This is a genomic window from Methylobacterium brachiatum (genome assembly GCF_900113845.1).
Taxonomy (GTDB): Bacteria; Pseudomonadota; Alphaproteobacteria; order Rhizobiales; family Beijerinckiaceae; genus Methylobacterium; species Methylobacterium brachiatum.
On record NZ_FOQW01000004.1, the window covers coordinates 153964 to 176558 of the forward strand.

Genomic DNA, 22595 nt, shown 5'->3' on the forward strand with positions numbered 1-22595 from the left:
CCGTCCTGATGATCGCCCCCGCCATGCCCGAGACCGAAGCCGGCCCCGCGCCCATCATCCGGGTGCGCGACCTCGTGGTCGGCTTCCGGGACCGCAACATCCTGAAAGGTCTGAACCTCGACATCCGGGCCGGCGAGATCATGGGCTTCGTCGGGCCCTCGGGCCAGGGCAAGTCGGTGCTCACCCGGACGATCCTCGGCCTCACGCCCAAGCGCGCGGGCACGATCGAGGTGTTCGGCCGCGACGTCGACGGCATGACCTATGCCGAGCGCCGCCGCATGGAGCAGCGCTGGGGCGTGCTGTTCCAGCAGGGCGCCCTGTTCTCGGCGCTCACCGTCAAGCAGAACATTCAGGTGCCGATGCGCGAGCACCTGAACCTGTCCGAGCGCCTGCTCGACGAGTTCGCCCGGCTCAAGATCGAGATGGTCGGCCTGAAGCCGGACGCCGCCGACAAGCTGCCCTCGGAGCTGTCCGGCGGCATGATCAAGCGCGCGGCCCTCGCCCGCTCCCTGGCGCTCGATCCCGAGATCCTGTTCCTGGACGAGCCGACCTCGGGGCTCGACCCGATCGGCGCGGGCGAGTTCGACGACCTCGTCTCCACCCTGAAGGAGACGCTGGGCCTGACCGTGTTCATGGTCACCCACGACCTCGACAGCCTCTACACCGCCTGCGACCGCATCGCGGCGCTCGGCGACGGCCAGATCATCGCCGCCGGCACGATCGAGGAGATGCTGGCGAGCGACCATCCCTGGTTGCGCTCGTATTTCCACGGCAAGCGCGCCCGCGCCCTCACCACCGGCGTGCCGGCGCATGCCTGACCGTCCCTTCCCCCTGATCCCGTCCCGGTCCCGCCCGGGACCGTGGACCCGCAGCTCGGCCCGATCCTGTTCGCCGAGCGGAACCGCAGGCTGACCGCATGGAAACCCGCGCGAACTACGCCCTCATCGGGGCCTTCACCCTCGCCGTCATCCTGGCGGGCTTCGGCACCGTGCTGTGGCTCTCCGGCGGCTCGTCGCGGCAGGTCAGCCAGACCGTCCGCATCGTGTTCTCCGGCTCGGTCGGCGGCCTCTCCCGCGGATCCAGCGTGAACTTCAACGGCATCAAGGTCGGCGAGGTCACCGATATCCGCCTCGCCCCGCAGGATCCCCGCCGGGTGCTGGCCCAGATCAAGGTCGATCCCTCGACGCCGCTCCGGGCCGATACCCGCGCGCGCCTCGATTCGGCGATGCTGACCGGCGTCTCGGTGATCTCCCTGTCGGGCGGCAACGCCGACGCGCCGGTGCTCACGCCCATGGCCAATGGCGAGCCGCCGACGATCTTCGCCGATTCCTCCGACATGCAGGACATGATGGCGCTCGCCCGCCAGGTGGCGCAGCGGGCCGACGACATGCTGGCCCGGCTGGACCGGATCGTGGCCGGCAACGAGGGCGCGATCAATCGCGCGCTCACCAATGTCGAGTCCTTCTCGAAGACGCTCGCCGATGTCGGCCCCAACATCGCGACCCTGGTCAAGGCGGTGGACGGGGTGAAGCTCGGCCACGTGATCGACAATGCCGACCGGTTCTCGGCCGCCCTGTCCAAGTCGAGCCCCGACATCGAGGGGGCGGTGCACGATGCCCGCTCCCTGGCGGCCAAGCTCAACGCCTCGGCCGACAAGATCGACGGGGTGCTCAACGGTGCCCAGAGCTTCCTCGGCTCCGCCGCCGGCCAGGAGGGCTCCAGCACCTTCGCGGAGATCCGGGCCGCCGCGGTCTCGGTGCGCGACGCCGGCAAGGCGTTCCGCACCATGTCGGAGAATCTCGACAAGCGCACCGCCAGCATGTCGACCAATTTCGGCCGGCTCAGCGGCACCGGCCGCCGGGAGGTGGAGGCCCTGTCCGGGGACGGCCAGCGCACCCTGAACACCCTGAACCGGACCGTGCGCAGCCTGGAGCGCGACCCGAGCCAGGTGATCTTCGGCGGCAAGCCGTCGTTGCCCGAATACAACGGCGGCCGCTGAAATCGTCCGCTGCCGGGTCGATGTGTTCCGGCGCACGGCACGGATACAGGCCAGGGATAGTTTCTGCGGCATAGCTTATACAGCTCTGCCGCTCGCCGGCGGGGTTTCTCAGGTTGTGCGTATGGCCCGCTCGTCCCACCTCCTCGCCGCCGCCTTGCTCGCTGCCCTGCTGGGCGGCTGCGGTGGCGGCGCGGCACCGCTGACCTTCGATCTCGCGGCTTTGCCCTCGGCCGGGCGACCGGTCTCGGCCGGCCGCTCCATCGCGGTCTCGGAGCCGGTGGGCATCCAGCCCTTCGAGGCCGACCGGATCATCGTGCGCGAATCGGGCGGCGCCCTCGCCTTCCTGGGCGGCGGCCAATGGGCCGACCGGCTGCCGCGGCTGATCCAGACCCGCCTCCTCCAGAGCCTGGAGAATTCCGGCCGGCTCCGCTCGGTCAGCCGGCCCGGCGACAAGGTCGTGGCCGATTACCAGCTGATCAGCGAGATCCGCGCCTTCGACATCCAGGCGACGACCGGGGAAGCGGTGGTCGACCTCTCGCTGAAGCTCGTGGCCGACGGTACCGGCAAGGTGACCGCCGCCCGGATCTTCACCGCCCGCGTCCCGGTGGCCAAGATCGACGCCGGCAACGGCGCCCGCGCCCTCGATCAGGCGCTGACCACCGTGCTGGCCGACGTGGTGCGCTGGGTGAATACCGGGCGCTGAGGGCTCCGCGCGAAGACAAGGGACCTCACCTCCGGAAGCCGGCGCGCCGGCTGAGGTCGGCGGCGCGAGGCGTCGGCCCGCGCCGCCGATCAATCTGAGGGACGCGCGCCGCGAATCGATGGTCCCGGCCGCTCATAGGGAAGCACGTCAGGTGAGTGCGCCGGAACGCGCGGGGCACGCGGCAGGCCGGCCAAACCTCTGCCTCCGATTGTGCACATGTGTACTTTGCAAACTTTATGGTTGCAGGTTGCAACAATCGCGGCCATAGGGCGGCCGCGATGCAGACCATCTTCTCGACGGACGGGGTTTTACCGAAAGATCGGTTTCGCAGCTGGCGGGATGTTTGCGAAGATCGCCTCGTCCCGATGGCACAGAACTGCCTGGGCGAGGAGCCGTTCGACGCGACGATCGACGGCGTCAGTATCGGCGGTCTGGACTTCACGAAGTTCGCGCTGCGCAATCTTCGCGCGGCGACGACACCGCGGACGCTCCGGCACGAAAATCACAAGACCGATCATCTCTTCATGAGCATGGTGCTGACCGGCACCGTGCGCTCGGACCAGAACGATCGATCGAGCACGGACACGGCCGGCGATTTCGCGATCCGGGACACGAACACGCCCTGGACGATCGAGCACAACGGCTACAGCGAGGTGCTGGCCATCGCGATCCCGCGCGAGCGGCTGGAGGGCGTGCTGGGTCCCGCCCGGATCTTCGCCGGCCTGACCGTCGGCGGCGAGTTGCCGGTCACGACCCTGACCCGCTCGTTCCTGTCCAACCTCCTGCGCGAGGGGAACCGGCTGCCCGCTCACGTGGCCGAGCGCATGGTCGGTGTGGGAATCGATCTCGTCGTCGCCAGCCTGGCCGAGCGCATGGCGCAGGAGGTGCCCCGGCCGGTTCACGGCAGCGTCGTGGTCCAGCGCGCCAAGGCCTATATCGAGGCCAACCTCCACGACCAGACGCTGGATCCGCCCCACCTCGCGGCCGCGACCGGCGTGTCGCTGCGGCGCCTTCAGGAGCTGTTCCACGAGCGCGGACAGCACATCTCCGACTGGATCTGGCACCGCCGCCTGAGCGTTGCGGCCAACCGCCTGGCCGATCCCGGATATCTCCACATGCCGCTCGGCACCCTGGCCTATGCGTGCGGCTTCGCCAGCCAAGCTCATTTCTCCCGCCGCTTCAAGGAGCGCTACGGCCTGAGCCCGCGCGACTATCGCCACCGCGCGCTGTCGGAGGCGGTCGCCTGCTAGGCGCCGGAACGGGATCGCTCCGTCACGGTGCCGATCGGGGCCGCCCGTAGGCACCGTGAATCCGCGATCGGCTGCGAGCCGGCCCTTGAACAACCTGAGCCGTCTCGGTAATCCTGGTCGCACATCAAGAGTCGGGCCGACACCCGACGCCAACCTGCCGATCCGGGCAAGGTGGCGCTCCGCAAGGAGGATGTGGCCGAGCCGGCAACCAAGCGGATCAAGCCACGGAGGTCGGCCCCGGAAGACAGGGACGACGCACCGTGCCGATCAAGATCCCCGACGATCTCCCCGCAGCCCGCGCCCTGGAGGCCGAAGGCGTCGTGGTGATGCGCGAGACCGACGCGGTCCGTCAGGACATCCGGCCGCTGCGGATCGGCCTGCTCAACCTGATGCCCAACAAGATCAGCACCGAGACGCAGGTCGCCCGCCTGCTCGGTTCGAGCCCGCTCCAGGTCGAGCTGACCCTGGTCCGGATGACCGACCATGTCGCCCGCAACACCCCCGCCGAACACATGGATGCGTTCTATCGGCCCTGGAGCGATGTCCGGGAGGAGCGGTTCGACGGGTTCATCGTCACGGGAGCCCCGGTCGAGCGGCTGCCCTTCGAGGCGGTGCGATACTGGGCCGAGCTGTGTCGCGTGTTCGACTGGACGCGCTCGAACGTCCATAGCTGCCTGACGATCTGCTGGGCGGCGCAGGCGGCCGTCTACCATTTCTACGGAATCCCGAAGCGGACGCTGCCGCACAAGGCGTTCGGCGTGTTCCGCCACCGGAATAACGCCCCGGCCTCACCCTATCTGCGCGGCTTCTCGGACGAGTTCTGCGTCCCGGTTTCCCGCTGGACGGAGGTGCGCCGGGAGGACATCCCGGAGGGAAGCGGCCTGTCCATCCTGGCCGACAGCCCGGAGACCGGCCTGTGCCTCCTAAGCGATCCGGAGCGCCGGTCGCTCCACATGTTCAATCACCTGGAATACGATACGGCCACGCTCGCCGACGAGTACATCCGCGATGCCGGCGCCGCGGTGCCGGCCCATTACTTCCCCGACGACGATCCGTCGAAGCCGCCGCGCAATTCCTGGCGGAGCCACGCGCACCTGCTGTTCGGCAACTGGATCAGCGAGATCTATCGGACGACGCCGTTCGACCCGGCCCGGATCGGTGAGGCCGAGAGCCTCACTCCATCACGGCCGCCTTCATGATCACCACCATGGTGGCCCGGGCGGGGCCTTCGATGCAGCGCACGAGGTGGGGGCGGTCGCAGCGGTAGCGCAGGGTCTCGCCGGCCCGGGCCCGCTGCACGCTGCCGCCGATCTCGACCTCGAACGCGCCCTCGGCGACCGAGAGCGATTCGACCGAGCCGCGCTGGTGCGGGTCCGAATCGAGGACGCCGCCGAGATCGGCCGTGACCTCGTACCATTGCAGCCACTCGATCGTCTTGATCCAGCCGATGATCGCCAGCCGGACCTTGCCGTCCTCCGAGACCAGGATCGGCGTATCCGCCCGGGAGGTCTTCTCGATGAACGGCTCCTCGTCGCCGGCCGCCAGGACCCGGTCGATCGACACGTCGAGGGCCTGGGAGAGGCGCCAGATCGTCGCCAGCGTCGGGTTGGTCTCGTTGCGCTCGATCTGGCTGATGATCGATTTCGCCACGCCCGATTGCTCGGCGAGCTCCGACAGCGAGAGGTTGTAGGCCTTGCGCAGGCGCTGGATCGTCTTGCCGAGCTGGCCGGAGAGCACCTGCGCCCCGGTCAGCAGGTCGCGTCCGCGCGCCCTGTCGGGCCGTTCCGCCTGATCCTGCATCGTCACCGGTCCACCTAGGCCGTTCCGTTATCCGAACGATCGTGCGCTTCTTCAAACGCAATCGCCGCCCGGGCGCAAGGCGGCCACCCCCCTGAAGTCAGGGCCAGATCGCGTGAAAGTGGTGGACCGGGCCGTGGCCGGAGCCGATCGCCAGCCGGTCCGCGGCGTTGAGGGCCGCCGTCAGGTAATCCTTGGCCAGCGTCACCGCCGCCGGCAGCTCCAGGCCCCGGGCGAGACCCGCCGCGATCGCCGAGGAGAGGGTGCAGCCGGTGCCGTGGGTGTTCTGCGTGGTGAGCCGCGGCGCCGCGAAGGTCTGCGCGTGACCGTCGGCGGTCACGAGGTGATCGACGCTCATGGCGCCGTGCCCGTGGCCGCCCTTGATCAGCACGGCGCGGGCGCCCAAAGCCACCAGCCGCCGGGCCTGGGACGCCGCGCCGGCCTCGTCCTCGGCCAAGGCCTCGCCGAGCAGCACCGCCGCCTCCGGCAGGTTGGGCGTGATCAGGTCGGCGCGCGTCAGCAGCCTGTCCCGGAGCGCCGTCACGGCGTCCTCCGAGATCAGCCGGTCGCCGCTGGTGGCGACCATCACGGGGTCGAGGACCACCGGGATCGTCCCGGCCTGCCGCGCCAGCCCGTCGGCGACCGCGTCGATCACCGCGATCTGCGACAGCATGCCGATCTTCACGGCGTCGACCGCGAGGTCGGAGAAGACGCTGTCGATCTGTTGGGCCACGAACGCGGCCGGCACGTCGTGGATGCCCTGGACCCCCCGTGTGTTCTGGGCGGTGAGCGCGGTGATCACGCTGGCGCCGTAGACGCCGAGGGCCGAGAAGGTCTTGAGGTCGGCCTGGATGCCGGCCCCGCCCCCGGAATCCGAGCCCGCGATGGTGACCGCGATGGGGCTGGCGGCGCTCATCGGGCGGCGCCCCGCGCCGCCAGGGCCGCGTCGATGGCCGCGCGCAGCTCCCGGGCGCGCTGCCGCACCGGTTCCGTCCCGAACAGGGCGGTGATCACCGCGACGCCGTCCGCCCCGGCGCCGATCACGTCGGCGGCGTTGTGCAGGCCGATCCCCGCGATGGCGCCGAGCGGCAGGCTCGCGCCCCGGGCGAGCCGGGCCCGGAAGGCGATGCGAGCGAAGCCGTCGAGGCCGACCGGCGGGTCGGGATTGTCCTTGCTGGTCGTGGCGAAGACGCCGCCGATACAGGCGTAGTCGACCGGGAGCCGGTACAGCTCGTCGGCCTGGGCGGCGGTCTTCACGGTCAGCCCGATGATCGCCCCCTCCCCCAGGAGGCGGCGCGCCTCGGCCGGGTGGAGGTCGCTCTGGCCGAGATGGACGCCGTCCGCGCCCGCCGCGAGGGCGAGGTCGACCCGGTCGTTGACCAGCACCGGCACCCGCCCGCCGACGGCGGCCTGGATCGCCCGGATCCGCGCGAGCGCCGCGCGGGCATCCGGAATGTCCTTCTCGCGGTACTGGAGCAGGGTCGCGCCGCCCGTCACCGCATCGGCGGCGAGCCGGGCCAGATGGTCGCCGTCCGCGCCGCAGACGCCAACATCGAGGAGACCGTAGAGCCGCAGATCGACGGGCCGGCTCCCGGCCGTCGCGGAGATCGCGCTCGCTGCCATCGTGGTCGCCTGCCCCCGCCCCGACCGGCCCCGCGCCGGCACCTCTCGGGCGGCCCTGTTTGGGCAGCCGCGGTCGCGTTGGCAAGCGCGCCGCCGGACTGGCCGCCCCCCGGATCGCGTCTGCCTGGCGGCCCCCGCTGCCCAGTCCATCGGCCGGGATCCCGTTGCGCGCGGAGACGACGGGTCCGGACCCGGAAACCGGATCACACCGCCGCGTTGACGCGCCACGATCCTGTGCCCCTATAGGGGCTCATCCGATCCGGGATTCCGCGCCCGGCGGCGGAGGCGTTCGAGGGACGATGACGGTCGGTGAGGCGCAGACGGGTGCGGGCGGGGCACAGGCCCTGCCGGAGCGCTCCTCCGTGGGCCTCGTCGCTGTGATCGTCGCGGCGACCAAGGGCGAGCCGCGCGCCCTGACCATCCGGGTGCCGGACCAGGCTCCGGGCCGCGGCGACGGCCTGCCGGCCGGGCCGCTCGTGCCCGAGCACGCCACCCTGGAGCGCGGCCTGCGCGCCTGGGTGGAGCGCCAGACCCACCAGCGCCTCGGCTATGTCGAGCAGCTCTACACCTTCGGCGACCGCGACCGCTCCGGCGGGGAGGAGGCGCCGGAGGCGCACGCGCTCTCGGTGGCCTATCTCGCCCTGGTCCGCGAGGAGCGCCCGGCCGGCCTCGCCGAGGCGGCGTGGCAGAATTGGTACCGCTACCTCCCGTACGAGGATTTCCGCAACGGCCGCCCGCCCCAGCTCGACGCGATCGAGGCGCGGCTCGCGGCCTGGGCGGCCGAGCCCACGGATTGCGCGATCCGCACCCGCCGCCACGACCGTCTGGGCCTCACCTTCGGGATGAACGGCGGCACCTGGAACGAGGAGCGCGTGCTCGAGCGCTACGAATTGCTGTTCGAGGCCGGCCTGATCCCGGAAGCGCGGGGCAATGCCGGGCCGGCGGTGCCGAACGACCCGACCGGCGTGCCCATGGCCTTCGACCACCGCCGGGTCCTGGCGACCGCGATCAGCCGCCTGCGCGGCAAGATCAAGTATCGCCCGGTGGTGTTCGAGCTGATGCCCCCGGCCTTCACCCTGCTCCAGCTCCAGCGCACCGTCGAGGCGCTGTCGGGCACCCAGCTGCACAAGCAGAACTTCCGGCGCCTCGTGGCCCAGCAGGGGCTCGTTGAGGAGACCGAAGCCCTCACCAGCGGCACCGCCGGCCGGCCGGCGCGGCTGGTGCGCTTCCGGCGGGAAGTCCTGCTGGAGCGGCCGGCCCCGGGGCTGCGGCTGCCGTCGCGGCGCGTGGGGTAAGGCGGGCCCGTCCCGCCGGGCGACGCGACGCTGCACTCCGCCCCCGATAAGCAATCCTGTTATTGAATATTCCCATAAGGCCGAATAGTAGTCTGGAGCGCTGCGATTCTCGGCCATCCAGGGTCAAGACTTGCGCGGCTGCATTCGATACAGTCTTCGGCGCGAACAGCATCCCGGGCGGTCGGGTCGCGAACGGATCGCAATGAGCCAGAACGCCAAACGGTCGAGCGCCGTGGAATGGTCGGTTCCGGAACGCCGGCTGGCCGCGATCTTCGCCGCCGACATTGCCGGCTATTCCAAGGCCATGCATGCCGACGAGAGCGGCGCCATGCGGGCGCTCCAGGCCATGCGGGAGGTCGTCGACCGCCTCATCCTGGCGCGGCGCGGGCGGATCGCGAACACGGCCGGGGACAGCGTGCTGGCCGAGTTCGCCTCCGTGACGGACGCCGTCTGCTGCGCCGTCGCGATCCAGCAGGCGCTCGCCGAGGCCGAGGGCGATGCCGGGCGGTTCCGCCTGCGCATCGGGATCCATCTCGGCGACATCATGGTCCATGGCGGGGATATTTTCGGAGACGGCGTCAACATCGCCGCGCGCCTGCAGGCCGCCGCCGATCCCGGTGCGTTGCGGCTCTCGGAAGCCGCTTATCTCCAGGTGCGCGGCCTTCCCGAGATCCGGTTCCTCGATCTCGGCCCGCAGCGGCTGAAGAACATCGCGCGACCCTTGCGGGTCTATGCCGTGCCCCCGCCGGACGGGCGGACGTCGCGCGCCGTCCAGGTCCGCCGGGCCCGGGCAGCCCTCCGGCCGACGCTCAGCGCCGCGGCGGTGCTGGCCGCGGGCGCGGCAGGACTGGCCGTCGCCTGGCCGTACCTCGCCGGATCCGAGCGGGCGGCCGAGCTCCGCGAGCCGACCGTGCGCCCCCGGCTGTCGCTCGTCGTCCTGCCGCTCACGAACCAGAGCGGCGACGCGGACCAGGATTACCTCGCCGAGCAGCTCGCCGAGGATCTCTCCGCCGACCTCGCCCGCGCACCGGGCACCTTCGTCATCGCGCACGGCACCGCCCAATCCTACCGGGGGCGGCAGGCCGAGCCGCGGGCGATCGGGCGCGAGCTCGGCGTGCGCTACGTCGTGCAGGGGAGCCTGCGGCAGAGCGCCGAGCAGGTCCGCTTCGCCGTGCAGCTCACCGATGTCGAGACCGGCGCCTCCCTCTGGGCGGACCGCTACGACGGGCCGCGCGCGGCGGTCGGGGCCGCCCAGGACGTCCTCGTCGCGCAGGTCGGCCGGGCGCTCGGCGTGCGCCTGCTGGAGGCCGCGACCCACGCCCGGGCCGGGCAGCCGGCCGACGCGGTGGATCTGGTCATGCGCGGCCAGGCGCTGCTCAACCGGCCCTTCGCGCGGGACAATCACGCCCAGGCCCGACCCCTGTTCGAGCGCGCGCTCGGCCTCGACCCGATGAACACCGATGCGCGGCTCGGTCTCGCCGAGGTGCTGGTCGACGGGGTGCTGAACGGCTGGACGACGGAGCGGACGGCGGATCTCGATACGGCCGAGCAGGCCATCGCCTCCGTGCTGCAGGGCGACCCGACGCATCCGTTCGCCCATTACCTGCGCGGCGAGACCCTGCGCGCCCGCTCCCGCTACGCGGAGGCGCTCGCCGCCTTCGACCGGGTGCTGACCCTGAATCCCAGCTTCGCGCGGGCCTACGCCTATCGCGGGCTGATCCAGATCTTCCTGGGCCGGGCCGAGCGGACGGAGGCCGACATCGCGGCCGCGATCCGCCTCAGCCCACGCGATCCGCTGCTCGGCGCCTGGCTGGCGCGGGACGGGTTGGCGAAGCTCCATCTCGGGCAGGATCAGGAGGCGATCGAGCCGCTGCGCCGGGCGGCGGCCGTGAACCCGCTCTTCGACTTCCCCCATCTCTATCTCGCCTGCGCCTTCGCGCGGCTCGACCGCGACGAGGAGGCCCGGGCGTCCCTGGCCGAGTTTCTCAGGCTCCGGCCCGGCTACAGCCTCGCCCGCTACCGTAGCCTGACCTCCACGGACCCGACCTTCCTCGCCCAGCGCGAGCGGATCTATGACGGGCTCCGGCGCGCGGGGCTGCCGGAGCAATGAGGGGCCAGACCGGGGATGCCGGAGCGTCAGGCGGGCATCAGGCTCTCGGGTGAGGGCCGCGCGGCGCGCCACAACCACAGAGCCGTGAGCACCAGCAGCACGGTGGCGACGGCGCCGGTGCAGTCCAGCGCGTCCCAGCCGGCCCGGCGGCCGGGGCCGAGGAGACGCACCAGAACCGGGCCGACGATCTGCCCGGCCGCGAAGGCGGCGGTCATGCGGGCGAGGAGCGGCGTCGGGTTGTCGGGCCGCGCCTCGCGGGCGAGCTGCAGGCCCGCCATGGTGGCGACCATGAAGGTGCCGCCCACCAGGATCGCCGAGGCCGCGACCGCCCAGAGGGCGTGGGCGGCCAGGGGCAGGCCGGTGCCGAGCGCCATGACGCCCTGCGCCGCCGCCCAGAGGCGCTGGCGCGGCACGCGCTTCGACCAGCGGGCCACGGCCGCGACCGACAGCGCGGCGGCGAGGCCGAACAGCGGCCAGGTCAGGCCGAACACCTTTGGGTCGGAGGCCAGCTCGCGGGCCATGGCGGGCAGGAACGTCGCCGGCACGATGTAGCCGAACCCGAAGACGCCGTAGCACAGGACCAGGGCCGCCTGGCCGTTCCGGGGGCGCCGGACGACGGCGGCGGCCTCGCGCTCCCCGATCCCGGCCGCTTCCGTACCCTGCCCCCGGGACAGGGACCAGACCAGCAGGGCGCCGAGCCCGGCGACCAGCCCCAGCTCGAGCCACAGCCGGGACGCCGGCTGGATCCCGCCGAGCCAGGCCAGCGTGCCGGCGAGCGCGATGCCTGAGCCGACGCCGGTATAGATCCAGGCGCCGAGCGCGCCGACCCGGCGCCGGGCGAGCTCGGCCAGGCACCAGCCGCTGGCACAGACCAGGGCCCAGGCGCTGAACACGCCGGCCAGGGCCCGCAGCCCGGCCCCGAGAGCGGCCGGCGCGTCGTGGCCGACCGCCGCCATCGCCACCGTGGTGAGCGCCACGCCAACCAGGCTCAGGAGCAGCCCTCGCCGCGGATTGCCGGCGAACCACGAGGCCGTCAGGGCGCCGACCAGATACCCGCCGTAGTTCGCCGCGGCCCATTCCGCCCCCGCGGCGGCCGTGAGGGTGCCGTCGCGCATCATCAGCGGCATCAGGGGCGTGAACGCGAAGCGCCCGATGCCCATGGCGACCGCCAGGGCGACGAGGCCGCTGGCGACGACCGGCCAGGGCGGGCGTTCCGAATCGGTCGGGGCGTGCGGGAGCGTGCTCATGGCGACACCCTTTGAACACCCGCCGGCCATTCTTGGAAAATGAATTTTTGTGACGTACGTTTCTCCAGATGAGAACGATGGATCTTGACGACCTCGATATCTTCCGCTGCGTGGTCCGGGAGGGCGGGGTCACGCGGGCGGCGGCGATGCTGCACCGGGTCCCGTCCAACGTGACGACCCGGATCAAGCAGTTCGAGGCGCGGCTGGGTGTGGCCCTGTTCCGCCGCGAGGGCCGCAGCCTGACCCTCACCGAGGCCGGGCGCACCCTCCTGGGCCATGCCGAGGTGCTGCTGCGGATGGCCGATCTGGCCGAGCAGGAACTGCGCAGCGGCGTGGTCCGCGGCGTCCTGCGGCTGGGCTCTCTGGAGAGCGCGGCGGGGGCGCGGCTGCCGCCGATCCTGTCGGCCTTCCACGCGCAATTCCCCGACGTCACGATCGAGCTGCAGACCGGCACGACCCGGGCCATGCTCCGGCAGCTGGAGCGCTTCGAGATCGAGGCGGCCTTCGTCTCCGAGCCGTTCGATCGCGCGAGCCTGTCGTCGGTGCCGGCCTTCGACGAGGAACTGGTGCTGATCACCGGCCGGACCGCGCCCGGGACCGGCCTGCGGACCCTGGTGGCGTTCCCGCATGGCTGCTCGTACCGCCAGCGCCTCATCGAGTGGCTGGCCGAGGAGGGCGCGTCCTACGACCGGGTCCTGGAGATGAGCTCGTACCACGCCATCGTGGCCTGCGTGGCGGCGGGCACCGGCATCGCCATCGTGCCGGCGGAGGTGCTCGACCACGCGGTGATGAGCACGGCGGTGGAGCGCCATAAGCTGCCGCTCCACCTGCGCCGCAACCGCACCCGCCTGGTCTGGTCGGGGGACGCCAGCCCGGCCCTGCGCGCCCTCATGGCGCTCCTGCCCGAGGCCACCGAGATCGTGGATCGGCCCCCGGGCAGGTCCCGCCCCTACCCGTAGGTGTGATCGTCCGCCGGGAACCGCCCGGCCCGCACCGCGTCGGCATAGGCCTTCACGGCGTCCTCGATATGGGCCCGGAGCGAGCCGAACTGGCGCACGAATTTCGGCGTCTTCTCGGAGAGGCCGAGCATGTCCTCCAGCACCAGGATCTGCCCGTCGCAGAAAGCCGAGGCGCCGATGCCGATCGTGGCGGCGGTGACCTGCGGGGACGTCGCGATGGCCCGCGCCACCGGCTCGACGATGCCCTCCAGCACGATCGCGAAGGCGCCGGCCTCGGAGATCGCCCGCGCGTCCTCCAGCAGGCGGCGCTCGTCGTCCGGCGCCCGCCCCTGGACCTTGAACCCGCCCATCGTGTTCACCGCCTGCGGGGTGAGGCCGATATGGCCCATCACCGGCACGCCGCGCTGGACCAGGAAGGCCACCGTCTCGGCGAAATGGGCCCCGCCCTCCATCTTGATCGCCCCCGCCCCGGTCTCCTTGAGCACCCGGGAGGCGTTGAGGAAGGCCTGCTCCCGGCTCGCCTCGTAGGAGCCGAACGGCATGTCGACCACCACCAGCGCCTTGGCGGTGCCGCGGATCACCGCCTGCGCCTGCAGGATCATCATCTCGAGGGTGACGGGAATGGTCGATTCCATCCCGTGCATCACCATGCCGAGCGAGTCGCCCACCAGGATGAAGTCGCAATAGGGATCGACGATGCCGGCGGTGTGGGCGTGGTAGGCGGTGAGGGCGATGATCTTGCGCCCCTCGGCCTTGCGCTTGCCGATGTCGATGGCTCGGAGCCGGCGGGACTGCACGACCTGCGACATGGTTCGGACCTCTTTCGGCTCATCGGGGTCGAGGGATGGCGCCTGAAACACCACGGCTTCCCTCCCCCCTCCGCGGGGGAGGGTGGCCCCTGCGTCAGCAGGGGTCGGGAGAGGGGAACCCGGCCTCCGGATTGAGCAGAGCGGGCATGAAGGCCGCAGCCGTATTCTGCACCGTCGCTCCCCTCTCCCGACCCGCTTCGCGGGCCACCCTCCCCCGCAAAGGGGGGAGGGAAACGCGCGTGCCTCACTCAGCCCATACAGGAGACGGGGCACGCCCCATCTCGTTCGGCAGCCTCATACACCGCCCCGCCCCGCGGGTCAGCGCCCCGCCTGGGGTTCGGCCGCAGCCTTCCAGGCCGGGTCCTCGCGTAAGGTCGCGGTCTCGTGCTTCTCCTGCCAGCCCTCGACGCCCTCGGGGAACCAGCGCACGCCGGTATAGCCCTTGCGCACCAGGCGCTTGGCGGCGTTCCAGCTGCCCCAGCACTCGACGTGGCAGAACACCACGACGGGCTTGGCCGTGTCGCCGCCGGTCAGCTCCGCGACCCGGGCGTAGAACAGGGCTTCCCGCTCCGGGGCGATGGGCTCGGCTCCGGCGAGCGGCAGCCAGACCGAGCCGGGGATCGAGGGATGCACCGGCAGCCAGAGGCGGCCTTCGGGGAAGTTCGACGGCTTGCGGTCGGGGGCGGCGACGTCGATCAGCACCGGCTTGTCCGGCCCCGCCAACAGCGCGGCGAGCGCGTCTGCGTCGATCACCGCGGCGCCTTTGAGCGTTGGCGGGGTGTAGCCTTTGGGCGGGCCGGCATAGAGCCCCTCCGGCTCGGGCACGTTCACGGGCGAATCCGCCGGGGCGGCGGCGAGGCAGCCAACGGCGGCCAAAGCCGCCGCCAGCCGCCCGATCGGGGTCAGGCGCGCCATGGTCAGTTCGTCGGGCTCGGCGGGGTGAAGCTGTGCTGCCAGCTGCCCCCGGCATTGTCGCTCGCCGCCACCTGGAGCGGCTTGCCGTCCGGCTTGAACGCGAAGTTGATCACCGGGTTCGAGGCGATCGAGATGTCGCCCGTCATGGTGAAGACCTTCTTGTCGCCCGCCGAGACGGTGAGCTTGTCGATGTAGCGGGCCGGCGTGTAGTCGCGGGTGACCTGGTTCATCTGCATCCCGGAAAAGTTCGGGTGGCGGATCATCAGCGTCGCCTCCACGGGCTTGCCGGGCTGGGTCTCGGCGAACTTCATGCGCATGTCGCCCATGCCCTTCATGGCTTCCTCGTCGCTCATGCCCATCGGGGCCGAGCAGCCGCCGGACGCCTTCACGAACTGCTTGGCCTCGTAGAGCTTGCCGTCCTGGGTCTCCACCACGGCGTGCATGTCGGTGTAGTTGTTGACCCGCACCCGCAGCTTCAGCTCCGCCGGATCGGCGGCCGGGCCGAACTCGAACCGCGCCGCGTAGGGGGCGGGGTTGTCGTCGATCACCAGCGACACCGCCTTGATCTGATCCCCCTGCGGCATGGTCAGGGTGATCGGCACCAGGGCGGCGTCGAGCGCCCGGGCGGGGGCGTCGATCTTCACCAGGCTGTCGGTCTTCTCGATGGTGCGGTCGCCGAAGATCGACTTGGCGATCTCCTGCCAGCGCGCCGCCCGCTCCTGCTCGGTATCGGAGGCGCCGGCGGCCCGGACGGGGCCCGCCAGGGCGGTGGTGGCGAGGATGAGGGCGAGCGCTGCCGCGTGGGCGGTCTTGAGCGTCATGGCGTTTCTCCCGGTTGGTCTCAATATGGAGGCTCGAAAGACTATTCCCACTCGAGTTCCTGGTAGGCCACGGTGACGTTGCGGCCGTTATAGGTGTCGAACAGGGCCCACTTGTCCCGCTGGTCCTGGGCGACGCTGGCCACCGCCTTCTCGATCGGGACATCCTTGGCGATCGCCGCGCGGGTGCCGTCGCGCAGGGCCGTCAGGTAGCCGGAGAGGTCGGCGAGCGCCGGGCCGAGATCGACCGAGACCGGCCCGTGGCCCGGCACCGCCCGGGTCGCCCCCATGGCCTTCAGCCGCTCGATCTCCTTGAGCCAGCCCCGCAGGCTGCCGTCCAGCGACGGGATCCGGTTCACGAACAGCAGGTCGGCGGGGAACAGCAGGCCGCTGCCGGAATCGCGCATCGACAGGTCGCAGCTGGTATGGGCCGGCCCGTGCGCCGTGAAGGTCAGGCGCCGGTCGCCGAGGTCGATCTCGGCGGTGTCGGCGACGCTGAGGGTCGGGTAGACCACCGGCCCGGTGCGCGCCTCGCCGAGCAGCTCGATCAGCCGCTGGCGGTAGAATTCCCCCCGCGCACCCAGGGCCTCGGCGAGTTTGGCGTGGCCGATGAAGACCGGCTTGTCCTGCACGAAGGCCCCGGCCCCGAAAACGTGATCCGGGTGGACATGGGTGAGCACCACATGGGTGATCGGCTTGCTGGTGCGCTTGGCGATCTCGGCCCGCAGCCACTGGCCGTCCGCGAGGCTGCCGCCGGTCTCGGTGACGAGCACGCCGTCCCGGCCGATGAGGAAGCCGATATTGGCGATGGCGTCGGCGTTGTCGGCGGTGGCGTCGGCGATCAGGCCCTGGCGCATGAAGATGCCGGGACCGACCTCCTCCATCGTGAAGCTCTCGGTGGCGCGTCCCAGGGTCGGCAGGCAGCACAGGCAGAGGCCGGCGAACAGGGCGTGACGCCGCGACAGGGTGCGGCCCGCGGTGGCGGATTCGCCTGGATGGACGGCGGATGCCGTCATGCCGGAACCTCCCTGTTTTATGCCTCTCCCGAGACGCCCGATGGCCGGGCGTGTCCCGCCGGGCGCGATGGCGCAGCGGGCGACTTGCGAGGGCTTTCAATTGCCTACCATTAAGTAGGTAGATCTTTGGGCGGTCAAGTGGCATGTTGGGGAACGGGCGCCGGGCGGTCACACGTTCGCGCGAGCCGCAGAGACGATGTCCGAGCGATGCGAGACACCCGCGCCGAGCTGCTGAATCAGGCCGAGACCCTGGTCCGGGGGCGCGGCTTTGCCGGGTTCAGCTACGCCGACCTCGCCGAGGCGGTGGGCATCCGCAAGGCGAGCATCCACCACCATTTCCCCACCAAGGTCGATCTCGGTGCGGCCCTGGTGGCGGCCTATGCCGACCGCTACGACGCCGCCCTGGCGGCGATCCGCGCCGATGTGCCGGACGGCCCGGGGCGGATCGCGGCCTATGGACAGCTCTATCTCGGCGGCGTCGAGCAGGGGCTCGGCTGCCTGTGCGCGGCGCTCGCCATCGAGGGCGAGGCCCTGCCCGAGCGGCTGCGCCACGACATCGCGACGTTCTTCGAGGGGCATCTCGCCTGGCTGGAGGCGGTGCTGCGCGCGGGGCAGGCGGATGGCAGCGTGCGGTCCGGACCTGAACCCGCGGTGCTCGCCCGCTACGTCATCGCCACCCTGGAGGGGGCGCTGCTGATGGAGCGGCTGTTCGCGAGCCCGGCGGCGTTTTCGGGGACGCTGGCGGTGCTGGTCGACGGTCTCAGGCCGCAGAGGCGGTGAACCGCGCGAACCCGTCCGCCCGCAGCCGGCAGGCCGGGCAGGTGCCGCAGCCGTAGCCCCAGGCGTGGCGCGCGCCGCGCTCGCCGAGATAGCAGGTGTGGCTGTCCTCGACGATCAGCTCGACCAGCGGCTGGCCGCCCAGATCCTCGGCGAGACCCCAGGTCTGCGCCTTGTCGAGCCACATCAGCGGCGTGTGCAGCACGAACCGGCGCTCCATGCCGAGGTTGAGCGCGACCTGCAGCGCCTTGATCGCGTCGTCCCGGCAATCCGGATAGCCGGAATAGTCGGTCTCGCACATGCCGCCGACCACGTGCCGGATCCCGCGCCGATAGGCGAGCGCCGCCGCGAAGGTCAGGAACACGAGGTTGCGGCCGGGCACGAAGGTGTTGGGCAGGCCCGATTCGGCGAAGCCGATCTCGGCGTCCCGGGTCAGCGCCGTCTCGGAGATTTTGCCCAAAGCGTCGAGGGCGACCGTGTGATCCGCGCCGAGGCGCGTCGCCCAGGCCGGGTCGATGCGGCCCATGCCGGCGCGCAGGACCGCCCGGCGCTCGAGCTCGACCCGGTGGCGCTGGCCGTAATCGAACCCGAGGGTCTCGACATGGTCGAACCGGTCGAGCGCCCAGGCGAGGCAGGTGGCGGAATCCTGGCCGCCGGAGAACAGCACCAGCGCCGAGCGGTCGCCGATGATCGCAGCTTCAGTCGCCATCGTACTCGGCCCAGGACATCGGCGTCTCCGCGACCCGCACCCGGGCGAGCCCCGGCAGGTCCGGCCGCAGGCGATGCCAGATCCAGGCCGCGATGTTCTCCGCGGTCGGGTTCTCCAGCCCCTCGATCTCGTTGAGGCAATGGTGGTCGAGCCGGGCCAGCAGCGGGCCGAAGATCGATTCGATGTCGTAGAAGTCGATCACCCAGCCCGTATGCGGGTCCACGGGCCCGGAGACGGTGAGCTCGACCCGGTAGGAATGCCCGTGCATCCGGTGGCAGCGATGCGTGGCGGGCACGTTCGGCAACCGATGGGCCGCCTCGAAGGTGAAGGCTTGGGTGATGTTCATCGTTTTTTTCGTAGCGATCCCACCCGCGCCCTCATCCTGAGGTGCCCGGCGATCGGAGATCGACGGGCCTCGAAGGAGCCCTCCAGGGACCGCCGCGAGTCCTGGAGCCCTCCTTCGAGGGCTCCGCTTCGCTGCGCCACCTCAGGATGAGGCGGTCTGGTGGGAGGGACGCGGGATCGACGGATCCGTTATCGGCTCCGCCCGATATAGCATCGAATCGTGGCTCGCGCGCCTACCCGGCGCTCTTCCCGGAAACCCCCGCCTGCGCGAAGGTCGCCATGCCGGTATGGCAGGCGAGCGCGCCCTTGAGCAGGCCGATCGCCATGCCGGCGCCCGAGCCTTCGCCGAGCCGCATCCCCAGCGCCAGCAGCGGCACGAGGCCGAGCCGCTCCAGCACCTCCGCGTGGACGCCCTCCGCGGAGACGTGGCCGGCCAGGCAATGGTCGAGGGCCGACGGGTCGGCAGCGTGAAGCAGCGCCGCCGCCGCGGTGGCGACGTAGCCGTCGATCACCACCGGGATCCGCTGCAGGCGCGCGGCCAGGATCGCCCCCGCCATGGCGGCGATCTCGCGGCCGCCGAGCCGGGCGAGCATCTGGAGCGGGTCGCCGAGATGGCCGGCATGGTGCGCGAGCGCCGCCTCCACGGCCGCGACCTTCCGGGCGAGGCCGTCCTGGTCGATTCCGGTGCCGCGCCCGACCCAGTGGGCGGGCTCGCCGCCGAACAGGGCGGCGTAGAGGGCGGCCGCCACCGTGGTGTTGCCGATGCCCATCTCGCCGATGCCGAGGCAATCGGTGCCGGCGGCCACCGCCTCCATACCGAACGCCATGGTCGCCACGGTGGCGCGCTCGTCCAGGGCCGGGCCCTCGGTGATGTCGCCGGTCGGCATGTCGAGGGCGAGGTCGAACACCTTGAAGCCGAGCCCGTAGGCGGCGCAGATCTGGTTGATCGCCGCCCCGCCGGCGGCGAAATTGTCGAGCATCTGCCGGTTGACCGCGTCCGGGAAGGCCGAGACGCCCTTGCGGGTCACCCCGTGGCTGCCGGCGAAGACGCAGACCAGGGGCCGGTCGAGGCTCGGGGGCGCCTTGCCCTGCCAGGCCGCCAGCCAGGACACGAGATCCTCCATCCGTCCGAGGGAGCCCGCCGGCTTGGTCAGGGTCGCGTCCCTTGCGGCCACCGCCTCCTGGGCGTCCCGGTCTGGGCCCGGCATCGCCTTGAGCAGGTTGCGGATATCGTCGAACGGGCCCGGATCTGTCTTTGCGGCGTCGGTCATGGCGGCGATGATTTCCTGTGGGCGCCCGCGAACGGGGAGACGACGGCGTATCGGGACGCCTATAGTGATTCTGCGCCGCCTGACCGTTCGCGATCGGCTCGCCCCACCGGGGCGCGGTGGCGGGTGGTGGCGAGAGGCCGCGATGGACAGGCAGACCGGCGGGGAGGCCGATTGGCCCGGGCGCGGCGCCCTCTACGACCTCGCCGGGTGCCTGCGGTTCTACTCCCGCCTGCCCGTGCCGCAACTGCCCGGTGAGCCGGACCCGCATCGGGTCCCCGATTTCACCGCCCTGCCCCGGATGCTGCCGCTCGCCGGCCTGATCCTCGCTCTCCCCGCCGCCCTGGTGCTCGCGGCGGGCTGGTGGATCGGGCTCGGGCCGTTCCTGGCCGCGACCCTGTCGGTGGCCGTCATGATCCTGGCCACGGGCGCGCTCCACGAGGACGGGCTGGCCGACGTCGTCGACGGCTTCGGCGGCGGTGCGACCCTCGAGCGGCGCCTGGAGATCATGCGCGACAGCCGGATCGGCGCCTATGGCGGGGCGGCCCTGGTCCTGGCGCTGGCGCTGCGCATCGGCGCGCTGGCGACGCTGCTGGACCGCACCGGCTACGCCGCCGCGACCGCGCTGATCCTGGTCGCTGCCCTGTCCCGGCTCGCCGCCCTCGCCCCGATGGTGCTGCTGCCGCCGGCCCGGCCCGGCGGCCTCTCCGCTTCCGTCGGTCGTCCGAACCGCGCCAGCCTGTGGGTCGCGCTGGGCAGCGGTCTCGCGGTGGCGCTCGGCGGCGTGATCCTCGGCCTGCCGTTGCGCGGCGTCGCGCTGATGATCCTGTGCGCCGGCCTGGCAGCCCTCGCGCTGACCCGCCTCGCCCGGCACATGATCGGCGGCCAGACCGGGGACGTGATCGGCGCCTGCCAGCAGATCGCCGAGATCGCCGCCCTGCTCGCCCTCGTGGCGGCCTCGGCGGATTGATGCGGCATCCCGGGCCTTGATCGAGCCACGATCCCGCGTCCAAGGATCGGCGATGTCGCCCGCGCCCAAACCCTCGTCCCCCTGCACCAAGGTCTGCGTGCTCGACGCCGCCAGCGGGCTGTGCCGCGGCTGCGGCCGGACCCGCGACGAGATCGCCGCCTGGAGCGGGATGCCGGAAGCCAAGCGCCGGGCCATCATGGCCGGGCTCGGCGCCCGGATGCGCGGGGCCGGGTTCACGTCCTTGGAGGAGCCGCTGCCGTCATGATCTATCTCGGGCTTGCCGCCATCGCGCTGGTCACGGCCGTGCTGGTCCTCAGCGACGGCAGCGACAGCATCGGCGGCGTGATCGAGCCAGACCACCTCGCCGCCCTCGCCTCCACGGGGGGCATCCTGGCCCTGGTGGTCGCCGGCTACTGGCGGCAATTCCGGTCCGCGCTCGGACCGAACCTGCGCGCGCTCTTCGCCTGGGCGCTGATCGGGCTCGCCCTGGTGATCGGCTACAGCTACGGCGACCGGTTCCAGGGCGTCGGCGCCCGGGTGCTCGGCGATCTCCGGCCCGGCTCGGCCGTGTCCGGCCCCGGCGGCTCCGTGACGATCACCCGCCGGGCGGACGGCGATTTCCGGGTCGAGGCCGAGGTCAACGGCCGGGTGCAGCCGTTCCTGTTCGATACCGGGGCGAGCAGCGTCGTGCTGACCGCCGAGAACGCCGCGGCTCTCGGCATCACCCCGGCGCCGGCCGATTTCACCGCCCGGGTCTCCACGGCCAACGGCATCGCCTATGCCGCGCCGATCCAGCTCGATTCGCTGCGTGTCGGCACCATCGCCGAGCGGCGGGTGAACGCCATGGTGGCGCGGCCCGGCTCGCTTGCCGGCAACCTGCTGGGCCAGACCTTCCTGACGCGCCTCTCCGCCTACGAGGTCCGGGGCGACCGGCTGATCCTGAGCCCGCCCTGACGGGCGTGGCTCTCAGGCCGCCCGGGCCTCCGGTATCTCGCGCGAGACCGTGGCCACCGCGTCCCGCAGGGTCTGGAGCCCGGCATCCGGCCGCATCCCGTGGGTCGAGAGGTGGCGCCGGAAGGCCCGCGCGCCCGGCCGGCCGTTGAACAGCCCGAGCATGTGGCGGGTCACCGCGTGCAGGCGCTCGCCGCGGGCGAGCACGTCGGCGATGTAGGGCTCGAACGCCTCCACAGCCGCGAAGGCGTCGGGCACCGGCGCGGCGACGCCGAACAGCGTCGGATCGACGCCGAGCAGCAAAGCCGGCTCGGTATAGGCGGCGCGGCCGACCATCACGCCGTCGACCTCGGCGAGGCGGTCTTGCGCGGCGTCGAGGTCGCGCAGGCCGCCATTGACCGCCACCGGCAGGGCGCCGAGCCGCCGCTTCAGCCGGGCGGCGCGGCCGTAATCGAGGGGCGGCACGTCGCGGTTCTCCTTGGGCGACAGGCCCTGGAGCCAGGCCTTGCGGGCATGGACGATCAGCCCGTCCACCCCGGCGGCCACGACCGCGTCGGCGAGCGCGTCGAGGGCCGCTTCGGGATCCTGGTCGTCGACGCCGATCCGGCATTTGACCGTCACCGGCACGGAGACCGCGGCCTTCAGGGCGGCCACGCAATCGCCCACCAGGGCCGGCTCGCGCATCAGGCAGGCGCCGAAACGGCCGTCCTGCACCCGGTCGGACGGGCAGCCGACATTGAGGTTGATCTCGGCATAGCCGAAATCCGCGGCGATCCGCGCAGCCTGCGCCAGCTCGGCCGGATCGGACCCGCCGAGCTGCACCGCCACCGGGTGCTCCAGATCCGAGAAGCCGAGCAGCCGCTCACGCGGCCCGTGCAGCACCGCGCCCGTGGTGACCATCTCGGTGTAGAGGCGCGCCCGCGCCGACAGGGTGCGGTGGAAGGCCCGGCAATGCCGATCGGTCCAGTCCATCATCGGGGCGACGGAGAACCGCCATCCCGGAAGTGCGCCGCAAGTCTCAGCCGCCGTCACGT

24 protein-coding genes and 1 riboswitch are annotated in these 22595 nt (G+C 71.8%); of the genes, 12 read left to right on the forward strand and 12 right to left on the reverse strand.

Features of this window, described 5'->3' with window-relative positions; translation table 11 throughout:
- The first annotated feature begins 8 nt into the window (after positions 1-8).
- The 5 genes from BMZ47_RS05005 (at position 9) to BMZ47_RS05025 (ending at position 5151) form a co-directional block, all read left to right on the forward strand.
- Positions 9-818: an ABC transporter ATP-binding protein gene (locus BMZ47_RS05005; RefSeq protein ID WP_007560588.1), complete on the forward strand. Its 810-nt coding sequence runs from the start codon at positions 9-11 to the stop codon at positions 816-818.
- A 98-nt stretch (positions 819-916) separates the two neighbouring features.
- Entirely contained in the window at positions 917-1999 is a 1083-nt protein-coding gene (locus BMZ47_RS05010) for an MlaD family protein (RefSeq protein WP_007560589.1), read from the forward strand.
- 121 nt (positions 2000-2120) lie between these two features.
- Positions 2121-2702 (forward strand): ABC-type transport auxiliary lipoprotein family protein, encoded by a 582-nt coding sequence (locus BMZ47_RS05015; protein WP_007560591.1) that lies wholly within the window; start codon positions 2121-2123, stop codon positions 2700-2702.
- A gap of 278 nt (positions 2703-2980) precedes the next feature.
- Positions 2981-3952, forward strand: a complete 972-nt coding sequence (locus BMZ47_RS05020; RefSeq protein WP_091859325.1) for a helix-turn-helix domain-containing protein — start codon at positions 2981-2983, stop codon at positions 3950-3952.
- Positions 3953-4068: 116 nt separating this feature from the next.
- Positions 4069-4174, forward strand: a riboswitch (SAM-I-IV-variant riboswitch).
- A 38-nt stretch (positions 4175-4212) separates the two neighbouring features.
- Positions 4213-5151 (forward strand): homoserine O-succinyltransferase, encoded by a 939-nt coding sequence (locus tag BMZ47_RS05025; protein ID WP_091859327.1) that lies wholly within the window; start codon positions 4213-4215, stop codon positions 5149-5151.
- Here the strand turns inward: BMZ47_RS05025 and BMZ47_RS05030 are convergent.
- The 3 genes from BMZ47_RS05030 to thiE all read right to left on the reverse strand — a co-directional run bounded on the left by BMZ47_RS05030 (position 5126) and on the right by thiE (position 7372).
- Entirely contained in the window at positions 5126-5752 is a 627-nt protein-coding gene (locus tag BMZ47_RS05030; RefSeq protein ID WP_050735790.1) for a helix-turn-helix domain-containing protein, read from the reverse strand. The genes BMZ47_RS05025 and BMZ47_RS05030 overlap by 26 nt on opposite strands.
- A 97-nt stretch (positions 5753-5849) precedes the next feature.
- The gene (gene thiD / locus BMZ47_RS05035) at positions 5850-6665 is read right to left on the reverse strand and encodes a bifunctional hydroxymethylpyrimidine kinase/phosphomethylpyrimidine kinase (protein ID WP_091859330.1); all 816 of its coding nucleotides are present in this window, start codon (positions 6663-6665) and stop codon (positions 5850-5852) included.
- Complete coding sequence (gene thiE / locus BMZ47_RS05040) at positions 6662-7372, reverse strand: thiamine phosphate synthase (RefSeq protein ID WP_007560597.1); 711 nt, start codon at positions 7370-7372, stop codon at positions 6662-6664. The genes thiD and thiE overlap by 4 nt, the downstream gene beginning before the upstream one ends.
- A gap of 299 nt (positions 7373-7671) precedes the next feature.
- On the opposite strand from thiE, the gene BMZ47_RS05045 reads away from it, so the two are divergent.
- Together BMZ47_RS05045 and BMZ47_RS05050 are read left to right on the forward strand one after the other, a co-directional pair.
- Positions 7672-8667 carry an NUDIX hydrolase gene (locus BMZ47_RS05045; protein ID WP_091859333.1) on the forward strand — a complete coding sequence of 332 codons (996 nt, stop codon included), beginning with the start codon at positions 7672-7674 and terminating at the stop codon, positions 8665-8667.
- A 202-nt stretch (positions 8668-8869) separates the two neighbouring features.
- Positions 8870-10777, forward strand: a complete 1908-nt coding sequence (locus BMZ47_RS05050) for a tetratricopeptide repeat protein (RefSeq protein ID WP_091859336.1) — start codon at positions 8870-8872, stop codon at positions 10775-10777.
- A gap of 26 nt (positions 10778-10803) precedes the next feature.
- Here the strand turns inward: BMZ47_RS05050 and BMZ47_RS05055 are convergent, their stop codons facing one another.
- Positions 10804-12024: a YbfB/YjiJ family MFS transporter gene (locus BMZ47_RS05055; RefSeq protein ID WP_091859339.1), complete on the reverse strand. Its 1221-nt coding sequence runs from the start codon at positions 12022-12024 to the stop codon at positions 10804-10806.
- A 77-nt stretch (positions 12025-12101) separates the two neighbouring features.
- Between BMZ47_RS05055 and BMZ47_RS05060 the strand changes: the two genes are divergently transcribed.
- On the forward strand, positions 12102-12983 hold the full coding sequence (locus BMZ47_RS05060) for a LysR family transcriptional regulator (protein ID WP_208601012.1): 882 nt from the start codon (positions 12102-12104) through the stop codon (positions 12981-12983).
- On the opposite strand, the gene panB is transcribed toward BMZ47_RS05060, so the two are convergent.
- From panB to BMZ47_RS05080, 4 genes are all read right to left on the reverse strand, one after another.
- A complete protein-coding gene (panB, locus tag BMZ47_RS05065; RefSeq protein WP_007560604.1) occupies positions 12974-13792 on the reverse strand; it encodes a 3-methyl-2-oxobutanoate hydroxymethyltransferase in 819 nt (272 codons plus the stop codon). The genes BMZ47_RS05060 and panB overlap by 10 nt on opposite strands.
- A 318-nt stretch (positions 13793-14110) precedes the next feature.
- Positions 14111-14707, reverse strand: coding sequence for a rhodanese-like domain-containing protein (locus BMZ47_RS05070; protein ID WP_091859345.1), 597 nt, complete (start codon positions 14705-14707; stop codon positions 14111-14113).
- 2 nt (positions 14708-14709) lie between these two features.
- A complete protein-coding gene (locus BMZ47_RS05075; RefSeq protein WP_091859347.1) occupies positions 14710-15528 on the reverse strand; it encodes a quinoprotein dehydrogenase-associated SoxYZ-like carrier in 819 nt (272 codons plus the stop codon).
- Between the two features lie 41 nt (positions 15529-15569).
- Positions 15570-16541, reverse strand: a complete 972-nt coding sequence (locus tag BMZ47_RS05080; protein ID WP_091859350.1) for a quinoprotein relay system zinc metallohydrolase 2 — start codon at positions 16539-16541, stop codon at positions 15570-15572.
- Positions 16542-16748: 207 nt separating this feature from the next.
- Between BMZ47_RS05080 and BMZ47_RS05085 the strand changes: the two genes are divergently transcribed.
- Positions 16749-17321: a TetR/AcrR family transcriptional regulator gene (locus BMZ47_RS05085; protein WP_091859353.1), complete on the forward strand. Its 573-nt coding sequence runs from the start codon at positions 16749-16751 to the stop codon at positions 17319-17321.
- Here BMZ47_RS05085 and queC read toward each other — a convergent pair.
- The 3 genes from queC to cobT form a co-directional block, all read right to left on the reverse strand.
- Complete coding sequence (queC, locus tag BMZ47_RS05090; protein WP_091859356.1) at positions 17302-18027, reverse strand: 7-cyano-7-deazaguanine synthase QueC; 726 nt, start codon at positions 18025-18027, stop codon at positions 17302-17304. The genes BMZ47_RS05085 and queC overlap by 20 nt on opposite strands.
- Positions 18017-18373 carry a 6-carboxytetrahydropterin synthase QueD gene (gene queD / locus BMZ47_RS05095; RefSeq protein ID WP_007560611.1) on the reverse strand — a complete coding sequence of 119 codons (357 nt, stop codon included), beginning with the start codon at positions 18371-18373 and terminating at the stop codon, positions 18017-18019. Before queD ends, queC begins: the two co-directional genes overlap by 11 nt.
- A gap of 232 nt (positions 18374-18605) precedes the next feature.
- On the reverse strand, positions 18606-19643 hold the full coding sequence (gene cobT / locus BMZ47_RS05100; protein ID WP_050735800.1) for a nicotinate-nucleotide--dimethylbenzimidazole phosphoribosyltransferase: 1038 nt from the start codon (positions 19641-19643) through the stop codon (positions 18606-18608).
- Positions 19644-19785: 142 nt separating this feature from the next.
- Here cobT and cobS point away from each other — a divergent pair, with 142 nt between their 5' ends.
- From cobS to BMZ47_RS05115, 3 genes are read left to right on the forward strand one after another with little or no spacing between them, the layout of a single operon-like run.
- The gene (gene cobS / locus BMZ47_RS05105) at positions 19786-20610 is read left to right on the forward strand and encodes an adenosylcobinamide-GDP ribazoletransferase (RefSeq protein ID WP_091859359.1); all 825 of its coding nucleotides are present in this window, start codon (positions 19786-19788) and stop codon (positions 20608-20610) included.
- Positions 20611-20662: 52 nt separating this feature from the next.
- A complete protein-coding gene (locus BMZ47_RS05110) occupies positions 20663-20875 on the forward strand; it encodes a DUF1289 domain-containing protein (RefSeq protein WP_091859362.1) in 213 nt (70 codons plus the stop codon).
- Positions 20872-21564, forward strand: a complete 693-nt coding sequence (locus BMZ47_RS05115; RefSeq protein ID WP_091859365.1) for a retropepsin-like aspartic protease family protein — start codon at positions 20872-20874, stop codon at positions 21562-21564. The genes BMZ47_RS05110 and BMZ47_RS05115 overlap by 4 nt, the downstream gene beginning before the upstream one ends.
- A gap of 12 nt (positions 21565-21576) precedes the next feature.
- Here BMZ47_RS05115 and dusA read toward each other — a convergent pair whose 3' ends face one another.
- Positions 21577-22593, reverse strand: a complete 1017-nt coding sequence (gene dusA, locus BMZ47_RS05120) for a tRNA dihydrouridine(20/20a) synthase DusA (protein WP_167368995.1) — start codon at positions 22591-22593, stop codon at positions 21577-21579.
- Positions 22594-22595 lie beyond the last annotated feature (2 nt).